Genomic DNA, 22,199 nt, shown 5'->3' on the forward strand with positions numbered 1-22,199 from the left:
TATACGGGATACGTATCGGAGCAGATGTGTATCAACATGTTATAATCTAAAATAACAAGAAGTTTACAAAGAAAAAATGTGTAACCAGAAGTTTTCGTTAATATGCTAAATTATTACTATAAAAAACACGTTATATAACTATAAACTTAATTTTCAGAAGGTTGAAGGCGTTAAAACACTAATTTTCAGGAAAACCATTTATAGAAACCGTTTCGAATTCGTTTAGGTCATTCTCAAAAATTAAAAACACTTTTAATTCGGGATGTGCTTTTAAAAATTCCTCAACTTTTTCTATTCCCATGGCTTTAAAAGCGGTAGCATACGCATCAGCAATCATACAATTTTCTGCAATGACTGAAATACTCAGCAAATTGGTTTTACTAGGATATCCTGTTTTGGTATCGATAATATGAGAGTAGCGATTTCCTTGGTCATCAATTTTAAACTTCCGGTAAGTTCCTGATGTTGCCATAGACTCATTTTTTAAGCTTATGGCGTTTAAAATAGATTGTTCACCATCAAAATGTGGCATTTCTACACCCACTTTCCAACTGCTTTGTTTTTCTATATTGGTACCACGCGTTCGGATTTCACCACCAATTTCAACTAAATAATTTTTAACGTTTTTTGATTCTAAAAATAAACCAATTACATCCACGCCATACCCTTTGGCTATGGCATTAAAATCTATAAAAGTACTAGCGGGTTTGATAATGGTATTATTTTTAATGGAAACCTTATTAAAACCAACACCAAGCATGAGGCTATCAATTTTAAGACTATCTAAAGCCATTATTTTTCCTTCAGGACCAAAATCCCAGGCGTTTACAACTGCTCCAATTGTAGGATCGAAAGCACCATTAGTTGCGTGATATATTGTTTTTGCGTTGTTGAAAACATTCAGAAAATGATCATCTACTGAAACGGTTTCATTACGGTTTAATTTTGAAATATCTGAATCTGAGATGTAGGTAGACATAGATGAATTGATAACCGCAAACAGACTATCAAATTGTGGCTGATAATTGACTTCCGAATCGTAAATTACCGAATACATGGTTCCAAAAACTGGTCCTGATAACTTGGTATTTGTGGCTTCTTGTTTACAGGAAACCAATATAATGAGCATTAAAAATAGAAACCCTAATTTTTTCATATTGAAATTTATTTTTTCATTTTTTGAAGTTGCCACGTCCTAGATTCCTGTTTGCCAACAACTAGGATCGCCTTGACCGTTTAATTTAAGTTGGTTTCAATTACTTGAATTCCGTTGTATTCAATAAGGTACTCTTCGTTTAAATAGATAGGTAAATCTTCGCCATTTGGATTGCCTAACCCAACGCCAGCGTAGAGAACTTTAGCATCTTTTTCAGCTGCGTGTTTTTTAAAGGTTTCCATCCAAACTATGTCATAATTATTCGGGTTATCAGGCAATAAAACCGCCCGAATTATCACAAAAAAATATTGATTATTTTTATCAATACATACAAATTGCGGATGCCTTTTTAACTTACTATTAATGGCTACAAATTCAAAGCCACGTTGCTCCAAATCTTTACCAACATGGTTCATGGCTAAATTATGACGCTCTTGTTCTGTGAGTTCTTTTTTCATAATGCAAAATTACAAATTATTAAAAAACCAAAGAGAATAATTGCATTGAAACTTAAATCTCTATTGGATTTCTATGCTGACAGTTATTCCAAATAAAAAACCCAACATGACGATGTTGGGTTTTTAAATTTATATACGTTTTAATTTTACGGATATTATCCTCCAAAATCATCAAAACGAATGTTTTCATCTGGAATACCAAAATCCTCACCCATTTTTTGAACCGCTTGGTTCATTAATGGAGGTCCACAGAAATATAATTCGATATCTTCTGGTGCCTCATGATGATTTAAGTAATTATCAATTACACAGTTGTGAATAAATCCTACGAAACCATCACCAGGGGCATCAATATTTTCTTTTACTTTCCAATTATCTTCTTCCATTGGTTCCGATAACGCTAAATAGAACTTAAAGTTAGGGAAATCTCTTTCCAACTCATTAAAGTGCTCTAAATAAAATAGCTCACGTTTAGAACGTCCACCATACCAATAGGTTACTTTTCTACCTGTTTTTAAGGTTTTGAATAAGTGATATAAATGAGAACGCATTGGCGCCATTCCTGCTCCACCACCAACATACAGCATTTCTGCTTCAGATTCGTTGATAAAGAATTCACCATAAGGGCCTGAAATAATTACTTTATCGCCTGGTTTTTGAGCAAATATATATGACGACGCAATACCTGGATTTACATCCATCCAACCGTTTTTGGCTCGGTCAAAAGGTGGTGTTGCAATACGTACGTTTAGCATAATTTCGCGTCCTTCAGCTGGATAAGAAGCCATAGAATAGGCACGCTCTACGGTTTCAGTGTTTTTCATCACTAATGGCCATAATGCAAATTTATCCCATTCGGCTTGAAACTTATCTGGTGTGTCATGTTCTTCTGGATGCGCTGTGATATCCATATCTGAAAATTTAATTTCACAGCTAGGAATTTCAATCTGGATATAGCCACCCGCTTTATAGCCCATATCTTCAGGAATTTCAACAACAAACTCCTTGATAAATGATGCCACGTTATAATTACGAACAACGGTAGCTTCCCATTTCTTAATTCCAAATACCTCTTCTGGAATTGAAATTTCCATGTCTTGTTTCACTTTTACCTGACAAGATAAACGTGCTCCTTCAGCCAATTCTTTTCTAGAGAAATGTGGGGTTTCTGTTGGTAATGCTTCACCACCACCTTCTAATACATGGCACTCACATTGAATACATGTTCCACCACCACCACATGCAGATGGTAAGAATATTTTGTTAGCTCCTAAAGTAGATAATAAGGTATCTCCAGAAGCTACTTCAATTTCTCGTTCTCCATTAATTAAGATCTTTACGGGACCTGAAGGAGATAATTTTTGTTTGACAACTAATAGTAAAGTTACCAGTAGTAAGGTTATGATTAAAAACGCTATTACTGTCGTTATTACTGTTCCTAATGTTCCTGTTGCTAAAATCATATTACTCTATTACTTTAGTGTTTTCAGCTAATTCTTTAGCGTCTTCAGTTTGTATTTCTTGTACTTGTGTTGTTGGTTCTGTTGATGGTTCCCCTTCTTCATCTCCACCGGTTAACATACCACCAAAACTTAAAAATCCAATGCCCATTAAACCTGTAATTATAAACGTAATTCCTAAGCCTCTTAATGGCGCTGGCACATTAGAATATCTAATTTTTTCACGAATGGCTGCAATGGCTAAAATAGCCAAGAACCAACCAATTCCAGAAGATATTCCATAGTTAAGTGCTAAACCAAACGTTTCAATTTCACGAGACTGCATAAATAATGAACCACCTAAAATAGCACAGTTTACTGCAATTAATGGTAAAAATATACCTAGTGAATTATATAAAGATGGTGAAAACTTTTCGACAATAATTTCTACCAATTGTACCATTGTTGCAATGGTTGCAATAAACATTATAAAGGAAAGAAAGCCTAAATCCATTCCAGAGAAACCTTCTCCGTTGGCACTTCCATCTATCCAAGCTAATGCTCCTGGTTGTAATAAATACTGATCTAATAACCAGTTTAAAGGTACGGTTATAGCTAATACAAATATTACAGCTGCTCCAAGACCTACGGCCGTTGCAACTTTTTTAGATACTGCTAAGTATGAACACATACCTAAGAATACCGCAAAGACCATGTTATCTATAAAAATGGACTTGAAAAATAATTCTAAATGCTCTATCATTTTTTTATTCTTTTAAATTTTCTACTGTAGTTTTTTAAGGTCTTTTAAAACGACTAATTAATTTAGTCTTCTATTAAATCTTTATTTCTACTACGTTGTACCCAGATAATAAGTCCCACAATAATTAACGCCATTGGTGGCATTAGCATAAAACCATTATTTTCATATCCAAATGCATATACCCCTGTTGGTCCCGTTTCTAGACTTCCAATGGGATCTCCTAAGACTGGAATGCCAAACAGTGTCCCTGAACCTAAAAGCTCTCTAAAGAAACCCACTATAACCAAAATTACAGCGTAACCTAATGCGTTTCCAACACCATCTAAAAAGGATCTCCATGGCTTGTTTGCTAAAGCGAATGCTTCAAAACGTCCCATAATGATACAGTTAGTAATAATTAAACCAATAAATACGGATAGTGTTTTACTTAATTCGTATTGAAAAGCCTTTAAAACCTGATCTACAATAATAACTAAAGATGCAACAACAACTAGTTGTACAATAATTCTAATTTTAGACGGAATGATATTTCGCATTAATGAAATAACAACGTTACCAACACCCATAACAAAAAGTACAGCAATACTCATTACTATAGATGGTTTAAGCTCTGCTGTAATTGCTAATGCAGAACAAATACCTAATACTTGAATGGTAATTGGGTTATTATCTGATAACGGATCCGTAATTAACTTTAGGTCTTTTTTTGTAAGTAGTGCCATAATTAATTGTTGTTATTTTTTAAGTTCGTAAAGTATGGTAAGTACAATTTCAAATCCTTCTTAATCATTGCAGTTACACCATCTCCTGTAATTGTAGATCCTGCAATAGCATCAACTGCGTGATCATTTTTATCAGCATTTACAGGGTCATTATTTCCTTTGGCAACGGTAATTCCTTTAAATACCCCTGCATCCGTCAATAATCTTTCACCATAGAAATCATCCATGAAATAACGTTGTTTAATGTTTGCACCTAAACCAGGTGTTTCACCAGCGTGATCAAAAAACACACCTCTAACAACCATTTCTTCATCTAGAGCTACAAAACCCCAAATAGCATCCCAAAGTCCTTTACCTCTAATTGGCACAACATAAACCGTTTTACCGTCCTGCTGACCTTTAAATAGCGGCAAGTATCTTGATTCACCATTTTTAGCTTTAGATTGCTCTTTTTTAATGTCTATTAAATAAGGTTCTTTTCCAGCACCTTGTTCTTTAGAACTCATGAATTCCTCACGATTCATTTCTTTTAAGATTTTGCCATCTTTTACTTCTAAAACAATTTGTTCAGAAATATTAGCTTCAAATGCTTCTGCAACTTTACTGGTAGATACAAAAGCGATATCTCCTGTACCTTCATTTTCATTTACTCCTAAAGCATACAATATATTCTGCTGCTTTTCTTTTCTTTCATTTTCTTCAATATTAGGTCTTAAAGACGATGCTGTAAACGCTAATAATGAACCTACAACGACTACCATTGCAATTGCAAAAAATATCGTGTATGAATTTTTATCTGTATTAACTGCCATAATTATGCTGTTTTAACTTTTAAACGCTTCATTCTACGTTTCACATTACCTTGTACCACATAATGGTCAATAGTAGGAGCAAAAACGTTCATTAATAAAATTGCTAAGAATACACCTTCTGGGTAAGCTGGATTAAATACACGAATCATAATAGATATAAATCCTATTAAGAAACCATAAATCCATTTTCCTTTATTGGTTTGTGAAGCTGTTACTGGATCGGTTGCCATATAAACGGCTCCAAAGAGTATACTACCTATGATTAAATGTTGCCAGAATGGAACACTCATTAACCCGTAGAATTTACTTGATTCTGATATCCAACCAGCATCTACAACACCGTTGAATATTAAGCCCATAACTAAAGCACCAATAAGCGTACTTACTATAATTCTCCAGCTTCCTACTTTTGTGAAGATTAAGAATAAGGCACCAATAATAATTAAGACTTTGGAGGTTTCACCAACCGAGCCTGGAATAATTCCCCAAAACATATCCCAATAGTCATACATTACTGAATTATTTTGAGCATATGAACCCAAAATGGTTTCACCTGAAATAGCGTCTGGTGTCCCTTCTAAAGCTTTTGCTCCATGAACCCAAACCTTATCTCCCGACATCCAAGTAGGATAGGCAAAAAACAAAAAGGCACGAATAGTTAATGCTGGGTTCAGGATATTCATTCCTGTACCACCAAAAACTTCTTTACCAATTACAACACCAAAAACAACGGCTGTTGCCAACATCCATAATGGAATATCCACTGGAACAATTAATGGCACTAACATACCTGTTACTAAATAGCCTTCTTCAACTTCGTGACCTTTAATTACAGCAAATAAGAATTCTACTGCAAGACCTACACCGTAGGAAACGATTACCAATGGTAATACCGTCCAGGCTCCGATAATCAAGTTATCTAAAGTCCAAAACGATGCTCCTAAAAACCCTTTAGCCGATTCAATTTCTCCTAAAGCTAAATAATGCTGATAACCGGCATTAAAAATTCCAAATATTAAACATGGCACCAAAGCCATAATTACAATATTCATGGTTCTTTTTAAATCATCGGCTGCTTTAATATGAGTCCCATTATGCGTGGTCTCATTCGGCAAATACAAAAAAGTATGAAGTGCGTTAAACGCAGGAGCCATTTTGGTTCCTTTGTACTTCTCCTTTAAGTTATGTAAACTACTTTTTAAACTCATCTTTATATATATTTTTCATTTTACAGTGAAAATGAATCGTTATCCAATTTCTTTTATCATCACGTCCAATCCTTTTCTGATAATGGCTTGGTGTGGTTGTTTAGACACGCAAACAAATTCAGTTAAAGCAAAATCTTCTGGAGCAACTTCGTACATACCTAAAGCTTCCATTTCGTCTAAATCCTCATACATACAAGATTTTAAAATCTGCAGTGGGTAAATATCTAATGGAAAAACTTTTTCATACGTACCTGTTAGCACAAAATTCCTATGTTCTCCATTTGTATTGGTATTTAAATCGTATTTTTTGTTTGGTGTTAACCATGAGAATGTTAACGCTCTAGATGTTGATATTTTATTGAAAACGGGCTTATTCCATCCAAAAAACTCATAATCATCACCTTCTGGAATTACGGTAATAGTATTACTGTAATAATCCAAGCTTCCGTCTGGTTTCACCTGTTTTCCAGATAAAACGTTTCCAGAAATAATACGATCGTTTCCATCTTTATCAACGCCATTATCATAAACCATCGTGGCAACTTCACTACCAATTTTAGTTTTAAAATAACGAGGCTTTTTAACAGACGAGCCAACTAATGCTACTAAACGTTCTGCATTGAATTTCCCTGTTAAAAGTAACTCACCAATAATGACTAAATCCTGCGGATTAATAGTCCAAACGGTTTCACCTTTATTTACAGGATCAATTTTATTGATTTGTGTTCCCACGTTTCCTACTGGATGTGGACCAGAAACCTTATGAATTGTAACACCTTTTAAACTTGCTAATGGCGAAGCCCCATTTTTAGCAACTGAAACGTGTACTTGGCCTTCCGTTAATTTCCCTAAAGCATTAACCGCCGCTTGCAGTTCCGCTTCTTTTCCTTGAAGTACGTAATCATAATCTGCAACTAAAGGCGCAGAAGCATATCCTGAAATAAAAATAGCTTTTGGCAATCTTTCTGGATTTGCAATAATATCATACGGTCTTTGCTTAATAAAAGGCCAACATCCTGATGCTAGTAAATGTGCTTTAATAGCCTCTGCGGTTGCAGATTCTACATTAAACACACCGTGATCAAGATAAACTTGCTCTTTATCGGCTTGGATTTTTAATGCTAAAATGCGACGTTTATCACCTCTTGGAATGTCCACTATTTCCCCTGATACAGGCGAAACAAACATAACAGCGTCTTGAGCTTTATTATAAAAAATAGGCTCTCCTGCTTTTACTTTGGTTCCAACTTTAGCAATTAATTTTGGCGTAACACCGTGGAAGTCTTCTGGTCTAACAGTGCAAAAATTACTAATAATAGCATTTTCAGTCACCTTTTCAGCAGCACCTTTAAGCTTGATGTCTAGACCTTTTTTAATGGTAATGTCGTTTGACATATTTATAAATCTATTTGTTAATAGTAAAAAATATCATTCTGATTTTAATTGAGGTAAAAATCGGTGCAAATTTACGAAATTATACATCATTTTATACCAGACTTCCATGAAGTTTGTTATTTATACCTATTCTAAATAAGTAAAATTATTTAGGCATAAAAATTGTTTATCTTTATCCCTTAAAACAATTATTGCATGTTTAAATCTTTTCTATCGGTATTCCTTATAATTTGTGGTCAATCCGTTTTTTCTCAAATAGCAAAGGAAGTGAACCCTCCGGGTTATATTAAATCCATCACCTTTCAAGGTCAAACACGCGAAAGTCAACTTCCTATTTTAGAATTAGGCCAACAATTAATCTTGGAGTTTGATGCTCTAAATGGTGATGAGGATGATTTCTATTATAAAATTGAACATTTTGATTATGATTGGACACCTTCGCAGCTCATGCAAACCGAATATTTAAACGGTATTGACAATCAACGTATTCGTAATTACGAAAATTCGTTTAACACCTATCAAATATATTCACACTACACCTTACGGCTTCCAAATCAGCAAACTCGCGGCTTAAAAGTTTCGGGTAATTACATGATTAAGGTTTATAATGATTTAGATGAACTGGTTTTCTCTAGAAAATTTATGGTTCAGGAAAATTTAGCAAACGTGGGTGTTTCCATTAAACGCTCCCGCGATGTTAGGCAAGTGGAACGTATGCAAAGTGTAGATATTGTTATTAACTCTGGGAATTTGCAATTTAACAATCCGCTACAAACGGTAAAAACCTTAATTATTCAGAATAATAATTTAAATTCCGCCATTAGCAATGTTCCACCCCAATACACATTAGGTAACGAATTAATTTACAAATACACCAAAGAAACCTTATTTGAAGGTGGCAACGAGTATTTTTACTTTGAAAATAAAGATATTCGCGGTGCCAATGCTGCCATTCAATATATAGAGTTATTTGAATTGTACAGCAATTATTTATTTACCAATGTGCCGCGCTTTAATAAGCCCTATACGTACAATCCAGACATTAATGGCAACTTTTTAATTACGGCTATTGATGCCGAAAAACCAACCATAGAAGCAGATTATGCATGGATGCACTTTTCATTACTATTGGACGAATTACCACCAAATCAATCCGTTCATGTTTATGGTAATTTTAATAATTATGCCGTTGATGAGTTTACTAAAATGACTTTTAATTCTGCAAAAGGTATTTATGAAGTGCCTATTATATTGAAACAAGGGTTTTACAACTACAAATATGTAATTGTAGACAATCAAACCGGTAAAATAAATGAAAGTGCCATAAGTGGTAGTTTTTGGCAAACGGAAAATGACTATAAGGTATTGGTTTATTATCGCGATTTAGGCGCCAGATACGACCGTATAATAGGTATAGGTGAAGGAAATTCCGTGAATATATCCAATTAAGCCGTCTGTTAATCGACTATAAACTAATTTTTTTTATTCTCGAGTAATATTTATTACATTAGCAAACATCTAAACCCTTGAAAACCCATTAATAGCATGGTTCAACAAGTTACAAAAGGCATTAAAATTTCTGTAGAAACCCATTTTGAAGGCACCTTTTATAAAGATTATAAAATTCAGTTTGCTTTTGGCTATAAAGTGACTATTGAAAATCAAAGCAAAAACACCGTTCAATTATACGCTAGAGAATGGACTATTTTAGACGCACTAAATAATGTTGAAATGGTTTCAGGCGAAGGTGTTATCGGTAAAAAACCAATTTTAAAACCCGGCGAATTGCATACCTATACCTCTGGCTGCCTACTTACATCGCCATTTGGAGCTATGCAAGGATTCTATAATATGATTAATTTAGAAACGGAGAAGAAATTTAAAGTGGCTATTCCTACTTTCAGATTAAGCGCGCCTTTCGCATTAAATTAGTTTTAAATTATTAATTCAAAAAAGCATTTCCTTTTCAACAACCTTTTCAGCTTGTAAATTTGTGTATCGCATATTAACACGTGAGTACCGTTTTTCAACTTGGGTAATACTAGTAGTTTTAACAAATCCGCGGTCCATAATCAATCCAAATTCAGCATGCTGATAACCTGCTGTTTTATGAAACCGCATGATAGATTCTCCCTGATAATTAGTTTGCTTTTTAAAAATATCAAACCATTCTAATCGCAATTTTTTCATGGACTCATCGTACAACGAGGAGGAAGACCAAATTCGCGGTTCATTTGGTAATTTCTCTAGATGTTTTTGATTCCCATCCCAAACCAATTGATACAGATTTAAGGTTCTTTCCCAATCCACTATAAGCATGGTAAAAGGCTCAATATTCGTAAAACAATAGGTCTCAATTGTCTTTAAAAAATTGGGCGCTACTAAAACATCTTTAACCACAACGCCTCTACTCAATCTGTAATAATCTTCTTGTTTATGAGCTGTAAAACCACCATTCAATATACAAACTAATCGGCATTTTTCGCTGACACCAATCCAGGTACCTCCAGCTTTTTTATCTTTCGGATAAAGTAGTGTTACATCATGCTCCAAATAGAAATCAGGCGCTAGCGTTTCACGTATTGGCGATTCATCCCGATTTGAAGTAAATATAAAATCCGTATTGTTTTTAGGAATAAAGGTTACTGTACACATAATTAAACGGTCTCTAAATAAAAATGAAACTTACAAAAATAGACAAACTTTTAACGTGTTTTTAAGAGCCTTTCTATCAAAAAAATAGTTAAAAAATCGTACATTTGCAGCTCGAAAACAACATAAACAATTAAATACCAATATATTCATGGGAAAAGGATTCTTTAACGTACCACTAGCAGTAAATGAGCCTGTAAAAACTTATGCTCCAGGATCGCCAGAGCGCGATGAAGTTTTAAAAGCTTATAAAGACATGTACAACAGTAAAGTTGATGTAGGCATGTACATCAATGGGAAAGAGGTGAAAACTGGAAACACGAGAACAATGTCTCCTCCACATGATCATCAACATATTGTTGGAACCTATCATTTAGCCGAAAAATCTCATATTGAAGAAGCCATTTCTACAGCTTTAGAAGCTAGAAAAGAATGGTCTCAAATGCCATGGGAACAACGCGCTGGAATATTTTTAAAAGCTGCCGAATTAATTGCAGGTCCTTACAGAGCTAAAATTAATGCTGCAACCATGATTGCACAATCTAAAAATATTTACCAAGCTGAAATTGATGCAGCTTGTGAGTTAATTGACTTTTTACGTTTCAACGTACAATTCATGTCAGATATATACATGGATCAACCAGAAAGCACAAGCGATGCTTGGAATCGTGTAGAATATCGTCCACTAGAGGGTTTCACCTATGCTGTAACACCTTTTAACTTTACTGCTATTGCTGGAAACTTGCCGTCTTGTATGGCATTAATGGGGAATGTTGTTGTTTGGAAACCAAGTAACAACCAGATTTTCTCTGCTAAAGTTATTATGGATGTCTTTCAAGAAGCTGGTGTTCCAGATGGCGTAATAAACGTTGTTTTTGGTAATCCAGGTATGATTACAGATACAGTTATGGCTAGTCCAGATTTTTCTGGTTTACATTATACAGGTTCAACACCAGTGTTTCAAGATTTATGGAAACAAATTGGGAATAATATAACAAATTATAAAACGTACCCAAGAATAGTTGGTGAAACGGGTGGGAAAGATTTTGTTGTAGCGCACAAATCTGCAAACGCTAAACAAGTAGCAACAGCTATTTCTAGAGGCGCTTTTGAATTCCAAGGTCAGAAATGTAGTGCAGCTTCTAGAGGTTATATTCCAAGCAACCTTTGGGAAGATGTTAAAAAATATATAATTGAAGACGTGAAGTCCTTTAAGATGGGATCTCCAGAAGATATGGGGAATTTTATTACAGCGGTTATTAACGAAGGTTCATTTGATAAATTAGCGAAGTATATTGACAACGCAAAATCAGATAAAGATGCTGAAATTATTGTTGGTGGAAATTATGATAAATCGAAAGGATACTTTATTGAGCCTACGGTTATTGTAACAACCAACCCACAATATACAACGATGGTAGAGGAGCTATTTGGCCCAGTTATGACCATTTATGTATATGATGAAAACGACTTTTCAGAAACATTAAAACTAGTAGACCAAACTAGCGAATACGCTTTAACAGGCGCTATTTTAGCTACATGTCGTTATGCAGTTCAAGAAGCTACCAACGCGCTTCAAAATAGTGCTGGTAACTTTTATATTAATGATAAACCAACAGGAGCTGTTGTTGGTCAGCAACCATTTGGAGGTGCCAGAGCATCTGGAACAAATGATAAAGCTGGATCAGCACAAAACTTGTTACGTTGGGTATCACCTAGGTTAATTAAAGAAACATTTGTAACACCAGTTGATTACAGATATCCATTTTTAGGAGAATAAATATTTAAATATAAGTTTCCAAAAACCCTTAACAGTACCTGTTAGGGGTTTTTTTATGTCGTTTATCCAAAGTTTTAGTACTAATTCATTTCAGGCAGTATATTTAAACAATCAATACATCTATACATATGAAAATAAACTACTTTTTATTAGTCGCGCTGCTTACCATATCAGCGTTTTCGCAAAACAATAAAGCTTTCGAAAAATTTGATACAAAGGGAATGGAAACAAGCATTTTGGTTCCACAATCTCCCATTGTTAATATTACAGATTACAATAACAAAACGATAAACACCTATAGTTTTTACCAGGCGTATAAAACCATAGCACAAAACGATTTCCAAGACCGTTTTAAGCCACTTTCTAGTTTAAAAGAAGACAGCAAACAAAGCCATTTCACGAATTATATTCCATTGGCAATTTTGCTTTCAGATTTTGAATCTATTACCGAACAAGCTTTCCGAAATCAAGTAGTAACAAGAGATGCGCAAGGCTTCATTATTCGTAGAAACACAAGTGAGGCTATTTTTGAAAAAAGAAACCTGTCTATTGCCGCGCCGCTTAGAGCAAAGCACAAAGGATTAGAAACGACGTTTTCAATAGCGTCAAAACATATTTTTAATGCAACAGAAAATGCCATTGAAGCCATTGCCATTAATTTTGATGATGGTCAAGATTTCAGGCCAATACCAACTAATCAAAATATACAAGTTTCCTATTTAGAGGCTGGAGATAAAACACTAACATTTCAAATAACATTAGCTAATGGATCCGTTATTTACCGTCAAGCAACTATAGAGATAGCTTATTCTAATGCCGATTTAGAACGAAATTTTAATCGTGTAATATCAACATTTAATTCAACTATTACACCAGACCTTTCGCCTTACGGAGAAACCACATCTTATCCGGGAACAGGTGAATACGAACTATTTTTAAGCGCTGATAATATTTTAGACAAACCTATTATTTTAGTCGACGGTTTTGATCCTGCTGATGGACGTGACATTGCTGGAATTTATGAACTACTAGATTTTGAAGAAAATGGAACCACCTCTAATTTAGGGGATTTGGTAAGGGACGAAGGTTTTGATGTGGTCATTCTGAATTTCCCAGTGTATACGCGCGCAGCTGATAATAAAATTATTGATGGTGGCGTTGATTTTATTGAACGAAACGCCATGCTTTTAGTAGAATTAATTAATAGCATAAACGCACAAAAAATTGGCGTGGAAGACAATGTCATTATTGGGCCAAGTATGGGTGGTCTAATTTCAAGATATGCCATAAATTATATGGAGAATAATAATTTAGATCATGAAACTAGGTTATGGATTTCTTTTGATTCACCTCACCATGGTGCCAATGTGCCCATCGGGTTTCAACACCAGTTTAATTTTTTAGCTTTTGGACTTGATGATTTTACTGTTTTAGGCGATCAAAATGTGGAAGAATTGCAACCTATTATTGATGGTATGTTACGCTCTTCTGCTGCTAGACAAATGTTGGTAGATCAGTTTGAACCGCATATTACAAATAGCGATGGTGTTACTTTTAATAGCGCTTTAAATTTACCGCAACAACATCCTTACAAAGCCATTTTGGACACGAGAATGAATAGTTTAACCGCATCTGGATTTCCAGAGTTAACACGAAATATTTCAATTATTAATGGAAGTGGTATAAATTCTAGATACCAAGATAATACAGCAGCTGCAAATAATTTAAATCCTGGCAGTCGTATTCTTAATGCCAATATTGATGTTATTTCAGGCGCCGAATTAAAAGCCGAAACACGTTTTACACCTAATGCGGGTTCACAAGTTTATAGTAGTAAAGTACATTTGGATTTTGCTTGGTGGTTTCCGTTAGCCAACGACCGTATTAACAATGCCACATCCCGAGCCCCAAGCTTTTCTAATGGTGTGGACGCTGCTTCTGGTGGATTATTTGATATTTTGAGCTTGACTGAAGATTTATCCACAGATGGTTTGGTGGGCGATTTTCTAAACGCGCTCTCCACAGATTATTTTAATTTTATTCCAAGCGTCAGTTCTATGGCTTTTGAAATTACTAATAATGAAATCGATTGGTTTCATACGCCAAGTAATGTTACAACCGCTCGTGCAACAACCAGCACCACACCTTTTGATGCTTGGTATATGCCAAATGAAAATGAACCACACGTAACATTAACACCTCAAAATGTTGATTTTGCTATAAACGAAATTATTCTAGAAACATTACATACAGATTCATTTTCTGAAAACTTTATGAAACTGGAACAAAATCCGGTTTCACAAAGTTTTACAATTTTAAGTTCACAAACCTATAACAATGCCAATATATCCATAGTAGATATTACTGGGAAAACAGTTTTACAATTAACTTTAAATGTAACCCAACGTACTACCGTTCCGTTCCAAATGGCTTCGGGATTGTACATTTTAAATGTAGAAAGCGACGGCAATCAAATTTTAAAAACAAAATTATTAGTTAAGTAAACAATATTGAATTTTAATTAAAAGAGGCTGTTTTAATAATAGCAACTCGATGTCCAACTTAGCGCAGTAGAAGTTTTCATGTTTTTATAACACAAACATTTCCACTGTATTCGATGTGACATTTAGAGTGAAAATTTACTTTTCAGACAGCCTCTTTTATATTTTTGTGAAATTTTATTCCGATTCAAAATTAAACATATTACCCTTTAAACTTAATGGGTAAATGCACCACCTTTTTAGTCTCGAAAAATGCTTCCAAATAAAAATCGGAAATATTATAAATCGTTGCTGATTTATAGTCTTGGAGTTCTTCCGATAAATCGCCTCCTTTTAAATACAAAATCCCATTTTTAAGTTCATGGTTTTGTTTCTTGGCAACTTTACCTTTTATCCAGTGCACAAAAGTTGGCATGGCAGCCACGGCTCTACTAATAATGAAATCGTAGGTATCTTTGATTTCCTCAACTCGGGAATGCGTAGTTTTTACGTTAGTCAGCTCTAATCCAGCAACAACCTCATCCACCACTTTCAATTTTTTAGCAATACTATCTACCAAATGAAATGTGCATTTTGGATATAAAATAGCTAGTGGAATACCTGGAAAACCACCTCCAGTTCCAACATCCATTAATTTAGTTCCTGGTTTAAAATCAATCACTTTTGCAATGGCCAAAGCGTGCAAAACATGGCGTAAATACAACTCATCAATATCCTTTCTCGACACAACATTTATCTTCAAATTCCAGTCTTGATATAAGGCTTCTAATTGCGTAAATTTAGCAATCTGATCTTCCGTTAGGTTGGGAAAATACTTTAAAATGAGTTCCATATTCTTCGATTTTCGACAAAAATAGGTAATTTTTTGTGCATATTTTTATGAAAACTTTGTGTTCATAACGGCTCATTATAATTATATTTGCATAAATATGTGTTACAACCTGGTTTGTAAGTACATTTTAAATAACATAGTATGACAAATAAAACCCTTTCTTTCTCAAGAAATGATTCTGCAAAATTCTTCAGAACATTGAATAAGCGCGTGAATGATTACTTCAAAGAAAATAATATAAAAAAAACAGGTAATTGGACTTTATACATTAAAGCCATAATCATGTTTACCCTACTTTTAGGGCCTTTAGTCCTTTTATTAACCTTAAGCATGCCTGGCTGGTTGCAAATAATTTGTATGGTAGTCATAGGAATTGGAATTGCTGGTGTTGGAATGAACGTGATGCATGATGCTAATCACGGATCTTTTTCTAGTAAAAAATGGGTAAATACCTTAATGGGAAGTAGTATTCATATTTTAGCTGGAAACGACTACAATTGGAAAGTTCAACATAATGTTTTACACCATACCTACACAAATATTCAAGGTCATGATGAGGATATTGATGCAGGACGAATTATCCGATTCTCAAAACATTCTAAATGGATGAAAATCCACCAATACCAAAAGTATTATGCATTTTTACTTTATGGACTATTAACAGTAAACTGGGCAATTACAACCGACTTTAAACAGACCTATGTTTACCTGAAAAGAAAATTATCTTATGGTGATTTTCCTAATCCAGCAACACAATGGACGAAATTAATTATTGGTAAAATATTATATTATTCACTTTGGGTAGTTTTACCATTAGCTTTAGGCTTTGCCTGGTGGAAAGTGTTAATCGGATTCTTAATTATGCATTATACAGCTGGTGTAATTTTAAGTGTTATTTTCCAATTAGCGCATGTCATGCCAAATACGGAAATGCCTTTACCTGATGAAGAAGGAAACATGAAAAACACATGGGCTATTCATCAATTATTTACCACCTCTAATTTTTCACCAAAAAGTTGGATTGTAGAGTTTTACACAGGCGGTTTAAACAGACAGGTAGAGCACCATTTATTTGCTCATATTAGTCATGTTCACTATAAAAACATTGCTAAAATAGTGAAAGAAACGGCGCATGAATTTAGCTTACCATATAATGAATACAATTCTATTTGGACAGCTATAGCAGAACACTACAACCAATTAAAAACACTTGGTGCAAAACCGAGTATGGCTTAATTTTCATTTACTTTTAAAAAGATATTTCTAATGAATGTACTTTCAGATAGAGTTTTAAACATGGCCACGTCTGCCACATTAGCTATGGCAGCTAAAACGCGCGAATTACGTGCGGAAGGCAAAGATATTATTGGATTGAGTTTGGGTGAACCAGATTTCAATACACCAGATTATATTAAAGAAGCGGCTGTTCAAGCCATTCATGATAATTACAGTTCCTACACACCAGTTGATGGTTATGTAGAACTAAAACAAGCCATTATCACCAAATTTAAGCGTGATAACAATTTAACCTATACCTTACCACAAATTGTGGTGTCTACAGGTGCTAAACAAGCACTTTACAATGTGGCACAAGTAATGATTAATCCAGGTGACGAAGTTATTTTACCATGTCCATATTGGGTAAGCTATGCAGATATTGTTGAGCTTGCCGAGGGCGTTCCTGTAGAAGTACAAACCAGTATTGCCACCGATTTCAAAATGACACCTGCACAATTGGAAGCAGCTATTACACCAAGAACAAAAATGATTTGGTATAGCTCTCCTTGTAATCCAAGCGGCTCGCTTTACAGCAAAGAAGAATTACGTGCTTTAGCCGATGTGCTTCAAAAACATCCAAATATTTATGTGGTTTCTGATGAAATTTACGAGCATATTAACTTTACAGAAAACGGTCATGCTAGTATGGCCCAATTTCCAGATATGTTTGATAGAACCATAACTATAAATGGTGTTTCTAAAGCCTTTGCTATGACAGGCTGGCGAATTGGGTATTTAGGTGCGCCAGAAAATATAGCACGTGCTTGCAACAAAATGCAAGGCCAAGTAACTAGTGGTGCTAATAGTATTGCACAGCGTGCGGTAATTACAGCTTTAAATGAATTGCCAACGCGCGTTAAGTTCATGATAGATGAATTTCATATTCGTCGCGATTTGGTTTTAACCTTATTGGATGATGTGCCTGGGTTTATAAATAATACCCCAGAAGGTGCTTTTTATGTATTCCCTAATATTTCGGCTTTCTTTGGAAAAACCTTAAAAGGAATGACGATTAACAATGCTACCGATTTCTCATTATTCTTATTAGAACACGCCTTGGTAGCAACGGTTACAGGTGATGCGTTTGGCGCACCAGATTGCATTCGCTTATCTTATGCAGCTAGTCAAGCACAAATTATTGAAGCTATTAAGCGAATTAAAGAGGCTGTTTCATAAAAATATTTTATTATGAAATTTATACTCTCATTTATATGCTTAACGACATTTTTGCTTTTTGGTTGTACACCAGACAATAACCCCAATATTACAACTGATGAGCTTGCTGTTGATGATTTTTATATTCAAAGTTATCATGGTATGTATGGTCAAAATGGCAACTCATTATTTCTAAATACCAATGGTGATAATCTGGTTAAGTTTGAATATGATGCCCAAAATAGGATAATATTCAGAATTGGTGATATCGTTCATATTTCTGGTGGAGGTGGTTATCTCCACGATTCTTTATACACTGAAGTAACTTACGAAAACGATAAAGCAACCTTAACAAAGAAAATACATCCTTTTGGAGGATTATCACAAGTTAGAGCTAATTATCAAACAATAACATTTGACTCAAGGAATAGAATGGTTCAAAAAATTAATTTTCTTGAACATAATAACCCTGAAGAAATAGATACGACAAGATTTACGTATTTAGACAACAAATTAGTAAAGTATCGTAAGACATACACCGATGCACCCGATTATTTAGATTACAGTTTGAGCTTCTTTATAGAATCGGATTTGTATTATACATATGGGAATTTAGATAGCATTGTTACCATAAAAACAAGGAAATTCAGTGATGAACCTTACATCATAATTGCTGGTAAAGAAGTTGAAATTTTCAGTCAATATGACACAGCGAAAAATCCGTTTAGAAAGCTATCTATGTTTGATGAAACGTTCTATAGATCGCTATCCAAAAACAACTATACCGATTATAGAAAAATAGTAATTCCGTATTACTATCCTGATAGCGATTATACACAACCAGGTTATTATGGCCCAAGACAAGAAACGGAATTTCAAACGTGGTCATTCGCTTATGATGCAGAAGGCGAATGGATTTATGATGAGTTATAAGATTGATCTAACCTCATAAAGCATTATCAATAAAGGGATTTTATATTTTAGCAAACACTATGAAATTCTGATATAAATTCAGAATGAAACCATTTCAAAAACTAAACATTTTTAAATAAACGTTCTATCTTACCTATTCCGCCAAAAGAAAGGCGTCAATAAAATCAATACTGTAAACAATTCCAAACGTCCAATCAGCATTAAAAAGGCTGCCCACCATTTTCCTAAAGCTGGTAAGGATGCATAATTATTAACTGGACCAAAATCGCCAAAAGCTGGACCCACGTTTCCTAAACTAGAAGCTGCAATTCCTATGGAAGACATGAAGTCTAATCCAAACATAGAGAACACTAAAGAACCTACAATAAAGGACAGCATATATAAGATAAAGAAGGCAAGAATATTAAAAACAATATCTCCTGAAACCGCTCTGGAATTATAGCGTACTGGTAAAATAGCATTTGGGTGCAAAGCACGCTTGAATTCTAAAAAACCATTGCGTATTAAAATTAAATGGCGCACTACTTTTACCCCACCCGAGGTGCTTCCTGCTGAACCACCTAAAAACATCAACCCAAAAAAGAATACCACTAAAAATGGTGACCATAAGGTATAATCGGCTGTAATAAAACCTGTAGTTGTTACAACACTTAATACTTGAAACATGCCATGACGTAGGGCACTTTCTGCTTCACCCCAAACCATGGGATGTGCAATGGATGATATTGTTGGATCTGCTTTAAAATAAATAATGGTACTCGCAATGATGGTAAAAATCACAATAAAAGACAGGTAGAGCTTAAACTCGTCATCTTTTAGTATTTTCTGAACCTTCCCTTTAAAGGCAAAATAGCTTAAAACAAAATTAGTTCCAGCCAAAAACATAAAAAGGATAATGATATACTGAATAACCGGTTGATCATTCCAATAGGCAACACTCGCATTTTTGGTTGAAAACCCACCAGTAGATAAGGTACTCATAGCATGATTCATGGCGTCAAACAAATTCATTCCGGCCACTTTTAACAAAATAGTTTCTGCTACGGTATACCCAAAATAAATGAGCCATAACCGTTTGGCTGTATCGGTAATTCTTGGATGTAACTTATCGGCATTAGGTCCTGGCGCTTCAGCCGCAAACAACTGCATACCTCCTATTCCTAACAAGGGCAAGATAGCTATGGCTAAAACAATTATTCCCATCCCGCCTATCCAATGTGTCATACTACGCCAAAAAAGAACCCCTTTTGGAATAATTTCAATATCATTCAAAATAGTGGCACCTGTTGTAGTATAGCCAGACATAGTTTCTAGAAAGGCGCTGGTAAAATCCGGAATAGCACCTGTAAAAACATAAGGTAAACAACCTGAAAGCGCCATGATAAGCCAGCCAAATGTAACGACCACATAGCCTTCACGCTTATCCATGATTTTTTTATGATCACGCGTGGCATACATCAACGAAACGCCTAATAAAAGCGTACTAATACCCGCCAAAAATAATGGAAACGTAACGCCATCTTTATAAATATAGCTGATGAGTGTAGACACGAGCATAAAGCCACCATTAAATAAAAGCAGCAAACCTAAAAAGTGAAAAATGATTTTATAGTTCAGTTTCATACTTACAAGAACAGTTTTTCAACTTCTTTAATAGAACGTGGTAATCCGCAAATCACGACCAAATCTCCTTCCTGGATCTTAAAATCTCCTAATGCAATATTTCCAATCCCATCTCTTATAACGCCCGCAATAATAGCAGATCTTGGAAAGCCTGCATCTTTAATTAATTTATTGCAAATTTTTGAACGCGCTTTCACTTTAAATTCTAAAAGCTCGGCATCCATATTATTTAATTTGGTCATAGCTAATACTTCACCACGTCTCACGTATCTAAAAATGGTATTAGCAGCTAATAATTTTTTATTTATTAGAGTATCAATACCTATGGATTGCGACAACTCAAAATAATCCATGTTTTCAACCAAGGAAATAGTTTTTTTAACACCTTTTGATTTGGCTACTAAACTCGACATAATATTAATTTCGCTATTCCCTGTTACGGCAATAAAGGCATCCATTGCACCCATGTTTTCTTCATTCAATAAATCAACATTCCGGCCATCACCATTTATAACTAGTACATTTGGCAATTCATCCGCAATATCAAACGCGCGGTTTTTGTCTTTTTCAATCAGTTTCACGTTAAAACCATTAGCCGATAAATCACGAGCTGTTTTATAACCAATTTTACTACCACCAAGAATCATGACATTCTTAATTTCTGTATTGGTTTTACCTGTAATTTTACATAATTCTTCAGCACCACCTTCCGATGTTATAAACACCACGTGATCGCCTTCCTTTAATTGGGTATCACCTCTTGGAATAATAGTATATTGTGTTCCAAAGCGTTGAATTGCGATTGGCACAAAATGTATATCTGGAAATATTTCGGCTGCTTCCTGAACCGTTTTCCCTGCAAAAGGCATGGTTCTAGATAGATCTAATCCCACCATAGTTAGTGCACCATCTTCAAAAGCATAGGTATCACTAAATGCAGACTGGGATAGTAATAATCTAATTTCAGCCGCGGCTAAAGCTTCTGGTGAAATCAATTCATCAATACCAAATTTAGTAAAACCTACTTCATCTTTATGTTGTATAAATTCGGTGTTGGAAATCCTAGCAATGGTTCGTTTGGCTCCTAACTGTTTTGCCAATACACAAACCGTAATGTTTGTTGTTTCTGAAGATGTTACGGCAATTACCAAATCACTTTGGGCAACACGTGCATCTTTTAAAATAGAAATGGAAGTTGCATCGCCTTTCATAACCTTTATATCCAAATGATTATCTGCATTGAGCAAACTTTCTTTGTTGGTATCTATCAGCGTAATTTCTTGCGATTCAAAGGATAATAGTTTTGCTAAATGAAATCCAACTTCACCAGCACCCGCAATAATAATTTTCATCTGTTTACGTTTATTGTTTTTTCAATGGTCAGATGGAACCTTAAATAATTAAACCTAGTATTACCTCGCATCTTAATGCAAAAATTTAATCAATTTCAGTTTCACGTAGTTTTTTTCTAAAAAGTAGTACAAAGATAAAG

General features: G+C 34.6%; 19 protein-coding genes. 7 read left to right on the forward strand and 12 right to left on the reverse strand.

The annotated features are described in order from the left end of the window. Positions 1-178: 178 nt before the first annotated feature. The 8 genes from ACFPH8_RS13930 to ACFPH8_RS13965 form a co-directional block, all read right to left on the reverse strand. Positions 179-1,156 carry an FAD:protein FMN transferase gene (locus ACFPH8_RS13930; RefSeq protein WP_376861857.1) on the reverse strand — a complete coding sequence of 326 codons (978 nt, stop codon included), beginning with the start codon at positions 1,154-1,156 and terminating at the stop codon, positions 179-181. Between the two features lie 80 nt (positions 1,157-1,236). Beyond that, on the reverse strand, positions 1,237-1,614 hold the full coding sequence (locus ACFPH8_RS13935; RefSeq protein WP_248395597.1) for a Na(+)-translocating NADH-quinone reductase subunit F: 378 nt from the start codon (positions 1,612-1,614) through the stop codon (positions 1,237-1,239). Between the two features lie 155 nt (positions 1,615-1,769). Next, positions 1,770-3,077 (reverse strand): NADH:ubiquinone reductase (Na(+)-transporting) subunit F, encoded by a 1,308-nt coding sequence (nqrF, locus tag ACFPH8_RS13940; protein WP_376861860.1) that lies wholly within the window; start codon positions 3,075-3,077, stop codon positions 1,770-1,772. 1 nt (position 3,078) lies between these two features. Further along, on the reverse strand, positions 3,079-3,816 hold the full coding sequence (nqrE, locus tag ACFPH8_RS13945; protein WP_376861862.1) for an NADH:ubiquinone reductase (Na(+)-transporting) subunit E: 738 nt from the start codon (positions 3,814-3,816) through the stop codon (positions 3,079-3,081). Between the two features lie 62 nt (positions 3,817-3,878). Then, on the reverse strand, positions 3,879-4,538 hold the full coding sequence (locus ACFPH8_RS13950) for an NADH:ubiquinone reductase (Na(+)-transporting) subunit D (RefSeq protein ID WP_376861864.1): 660 nt from the start codon (positions 4,536-4,538) through the stop codon (positions 3,879-3,881). Positions 4,539-4,540: 2 nt separating this feature from the next. Beyond that, complete coding sequence (locus ACFPH8_RS13955) at positions 4,541-5,350, reverse strand: Na(+)-translocating NADH-quinone reductase subunit C (RefSeq protein ID WP_248395606.1); 810 nt, start codon at positions 5,348-5,350, stop codon at positions 4,541-4,543. A 2-nt stretch (positions 5,351-5,352) separates the two neighbouring features. Then, positions 5,353-6,558 (reverse strand): NADH:ubiquinone reductase (Na(+)-transporting) subunit B, encoded by a 1,206-nt coding sequence (locus ACFPH8_RS13960; protein ID WP_248395608.1) that lies wholly within the window; start codon positions 6,556-6,558, stop codon positions 5,353-5,355. A 39-nt stretch (positions 6,559-6,597) separates the two neighbouring features. After that, a complete protein-coding gene (locus tag ACFPH8_RS13965; protein WP_376861867.1) occupies positions 6,598-7,953 on the reverse strand; it encodes a Na(+)-translocating NADH-quinone reductase subunit A in 1,356 nt (451 codons plus the stop codon). A 195-nt stretch (positions 7,954-8,148) separates the two neighbouring features. Here ACFPH8_RS13965 and ACFPH8_RS13970 point away from each other — a divergent pair, with 195 nt between their 5' ends. Both ACFPH8_RS13970 and apaG read left to right on the forward strand, forming a co-directional pair. After that, a complete protein-coding gene (locus ACFPH8_RS13970; RefSeq protein ID WP_376861869.1) occupies positions 8,149-9,402 on the forward strand; it encodes a type IX secretion system plug protein in 1,254 nt (417 codons plus the stop codon). Between the two features lie 96 nt (positions 9,403-9,498). After that, positions 9,499-9,885: a Co2+/Mg2+ efflux protein ApaG gene (gene apaG / locus ACFPH8_RS13975; RefSeq protein ID WP_376861871.1), complete on the forward strand. Its 387-nt coding sequence runs from the start codon at positions 9,499-9,501 to the stop codon at positions 9,883-9,885. Between the two features lie 15 nt (positions 9,886-9,900). On the opposite strand, the gene ACFPH8_RS13980 is transcribed toward apaG, so the two are convergent. Then, on the reverse strand, positions 9,901-10,608 hold the full coding sequence (locus ACFPH8_RS13980; RefSeq protein ID WP_376861874.1) for an NRDE family protein: 708 nt from the start codon (positions 10,606-10,608) through the stop codon (positions 9,901-9,903). A gap of 148 nt (positions 10,609-10,756) precedes the next feature. On the opposite strand from ACFPH8_RS13980, the gene pruA reads away from it, so the two are divergent. Then, the gene (gene pruA / locus ACFPH8_RS13985) at positions 10,757-12,385 is read left to right on the forward strand and encodes an L-glutamate gamma-semialdehyde dehydrogenase (RefSeq protein ID WP_376861877.1); all 1,629 of its coding nucleotides are present in this window, start codon (positions 10,757-10,759) and stop codon (positions 12,383-12,385) included. Between the two features lie 221 nt (positions 12,386-12,606). After that, entirely contained in the window at positions 12,607-14,889 is a 2,283-nt protein-coding gene (locus ACFPH8_RS13990; RefSeq protein WP_376861880.1) for a T9SS type A sorting domain-containing protein, read from the forward strand. A 199-nt stretch (positions 14,890-15,088) separates the two neighbouring features. Here ACFPH8_RS13990 and rsmG read toward each other — a convergent pair whose 3' ends face one another. Further along, positions 15,089-15,718 carry a 16S rRNA (guanine(527)-N(7))-methyltransferase RsmG gene (gene rsmG / locus ACFPH8_RS13995; RefSeq protein ID WP_376861883.1) on the reverse strand — a complete coding sequence of 210 codons (630 nt, stop codon included), beginning with the start codon at positions 15,716-15,718 and terminating at the stop codon, positions 15,089-15,091. A 141-nt stretch (positions 15,719-15,859) separates the two neighbouring features. Between rsmG and ACFPH8_RS14000 the strand changes: the two genes are divergently transcribed. From ACFPH8_RS14000 to ACFPH8_RS14010, 3 genes are read left to right on the forward strand one after another with little or no spacing between them, the layout of a single operon-like run. After that, entirely contained in the window at positions 15,860-16,954 is a 1,095-nt protein-coding gene (locus tag ACFPH8_RS14000; RefSeq protein WP_376861886.1) for a fatty acid desaturase family protein, read from the forward strand. A gap of 30 nt (positions 16,955-16,984) precedes the next feature. Continuing rightward, on the forward strand, positions 16,985-18,172 hold the full coding sequence (locus tag ACFPH8_RS14005) for a pyridoxal phosphate-dependent aminotransferase (protein ID WP_376861889.1): 1,188 nt from the start codon (positions 16,985-16,987) through the stop codon (positions 18,170-18,172). A gap of 12 nt (positions 18,173-18,184) precedes the next feature. After that, positions 18,185-19,084 (forward strand): hypothetical protein, encoded by a 900-nt coding sequence (locus tag ACFPH8_RS14010; RefSeq protein WP_376861892.1) that lies wholly within the window; start codon positions 18,185-18,187, stop codon positions 19,082-19,084. Between the two features lie 129 nt (positions 19,085-19,213). Here ACFPH8_RS14010 and ACFPH8_RS14015 read toward each other — a convergent pair whose 3' ends face one another. Continuing rightward, positions 19,214-20,707 (reverse strand): TrkH family potassium uptake protein, encoded by a 1,494-nt coding sequence (locus tag ACFPH8_RS14015; RefSeq protein WP_376861895.1) that lies wholly within the window; start codon positions 20,705-20,707, stop codon positions 19,214-19,216. Between the two features lie 2 nt (positions 20,708-20,709). Beyond that, positions 20,710-22,059 (reverse strand): Trk system potassium transporter TrkA, encoded by a 1,350-nt coding sequence (gene trkA, locus ACFPH8_RS14020; protein WP_248395632.1) that lies wholly within the window; start codon positions 22,057-22,059, stop codon positions 20,710-20,712. Positions 22,060-22,199: the final 140 nt, after the last annotated feature.

Source organism: Bizionia hallyeonensis (genome assembly GCF_042657385.1).
GTDB classification, from domain to species: Bacteria; Bacteroidota; Bacteroidia; order Flavobacteriales; family Flavobacteriaceae; genus Algorimicrobium; species Algorimicrobium hallyeonense.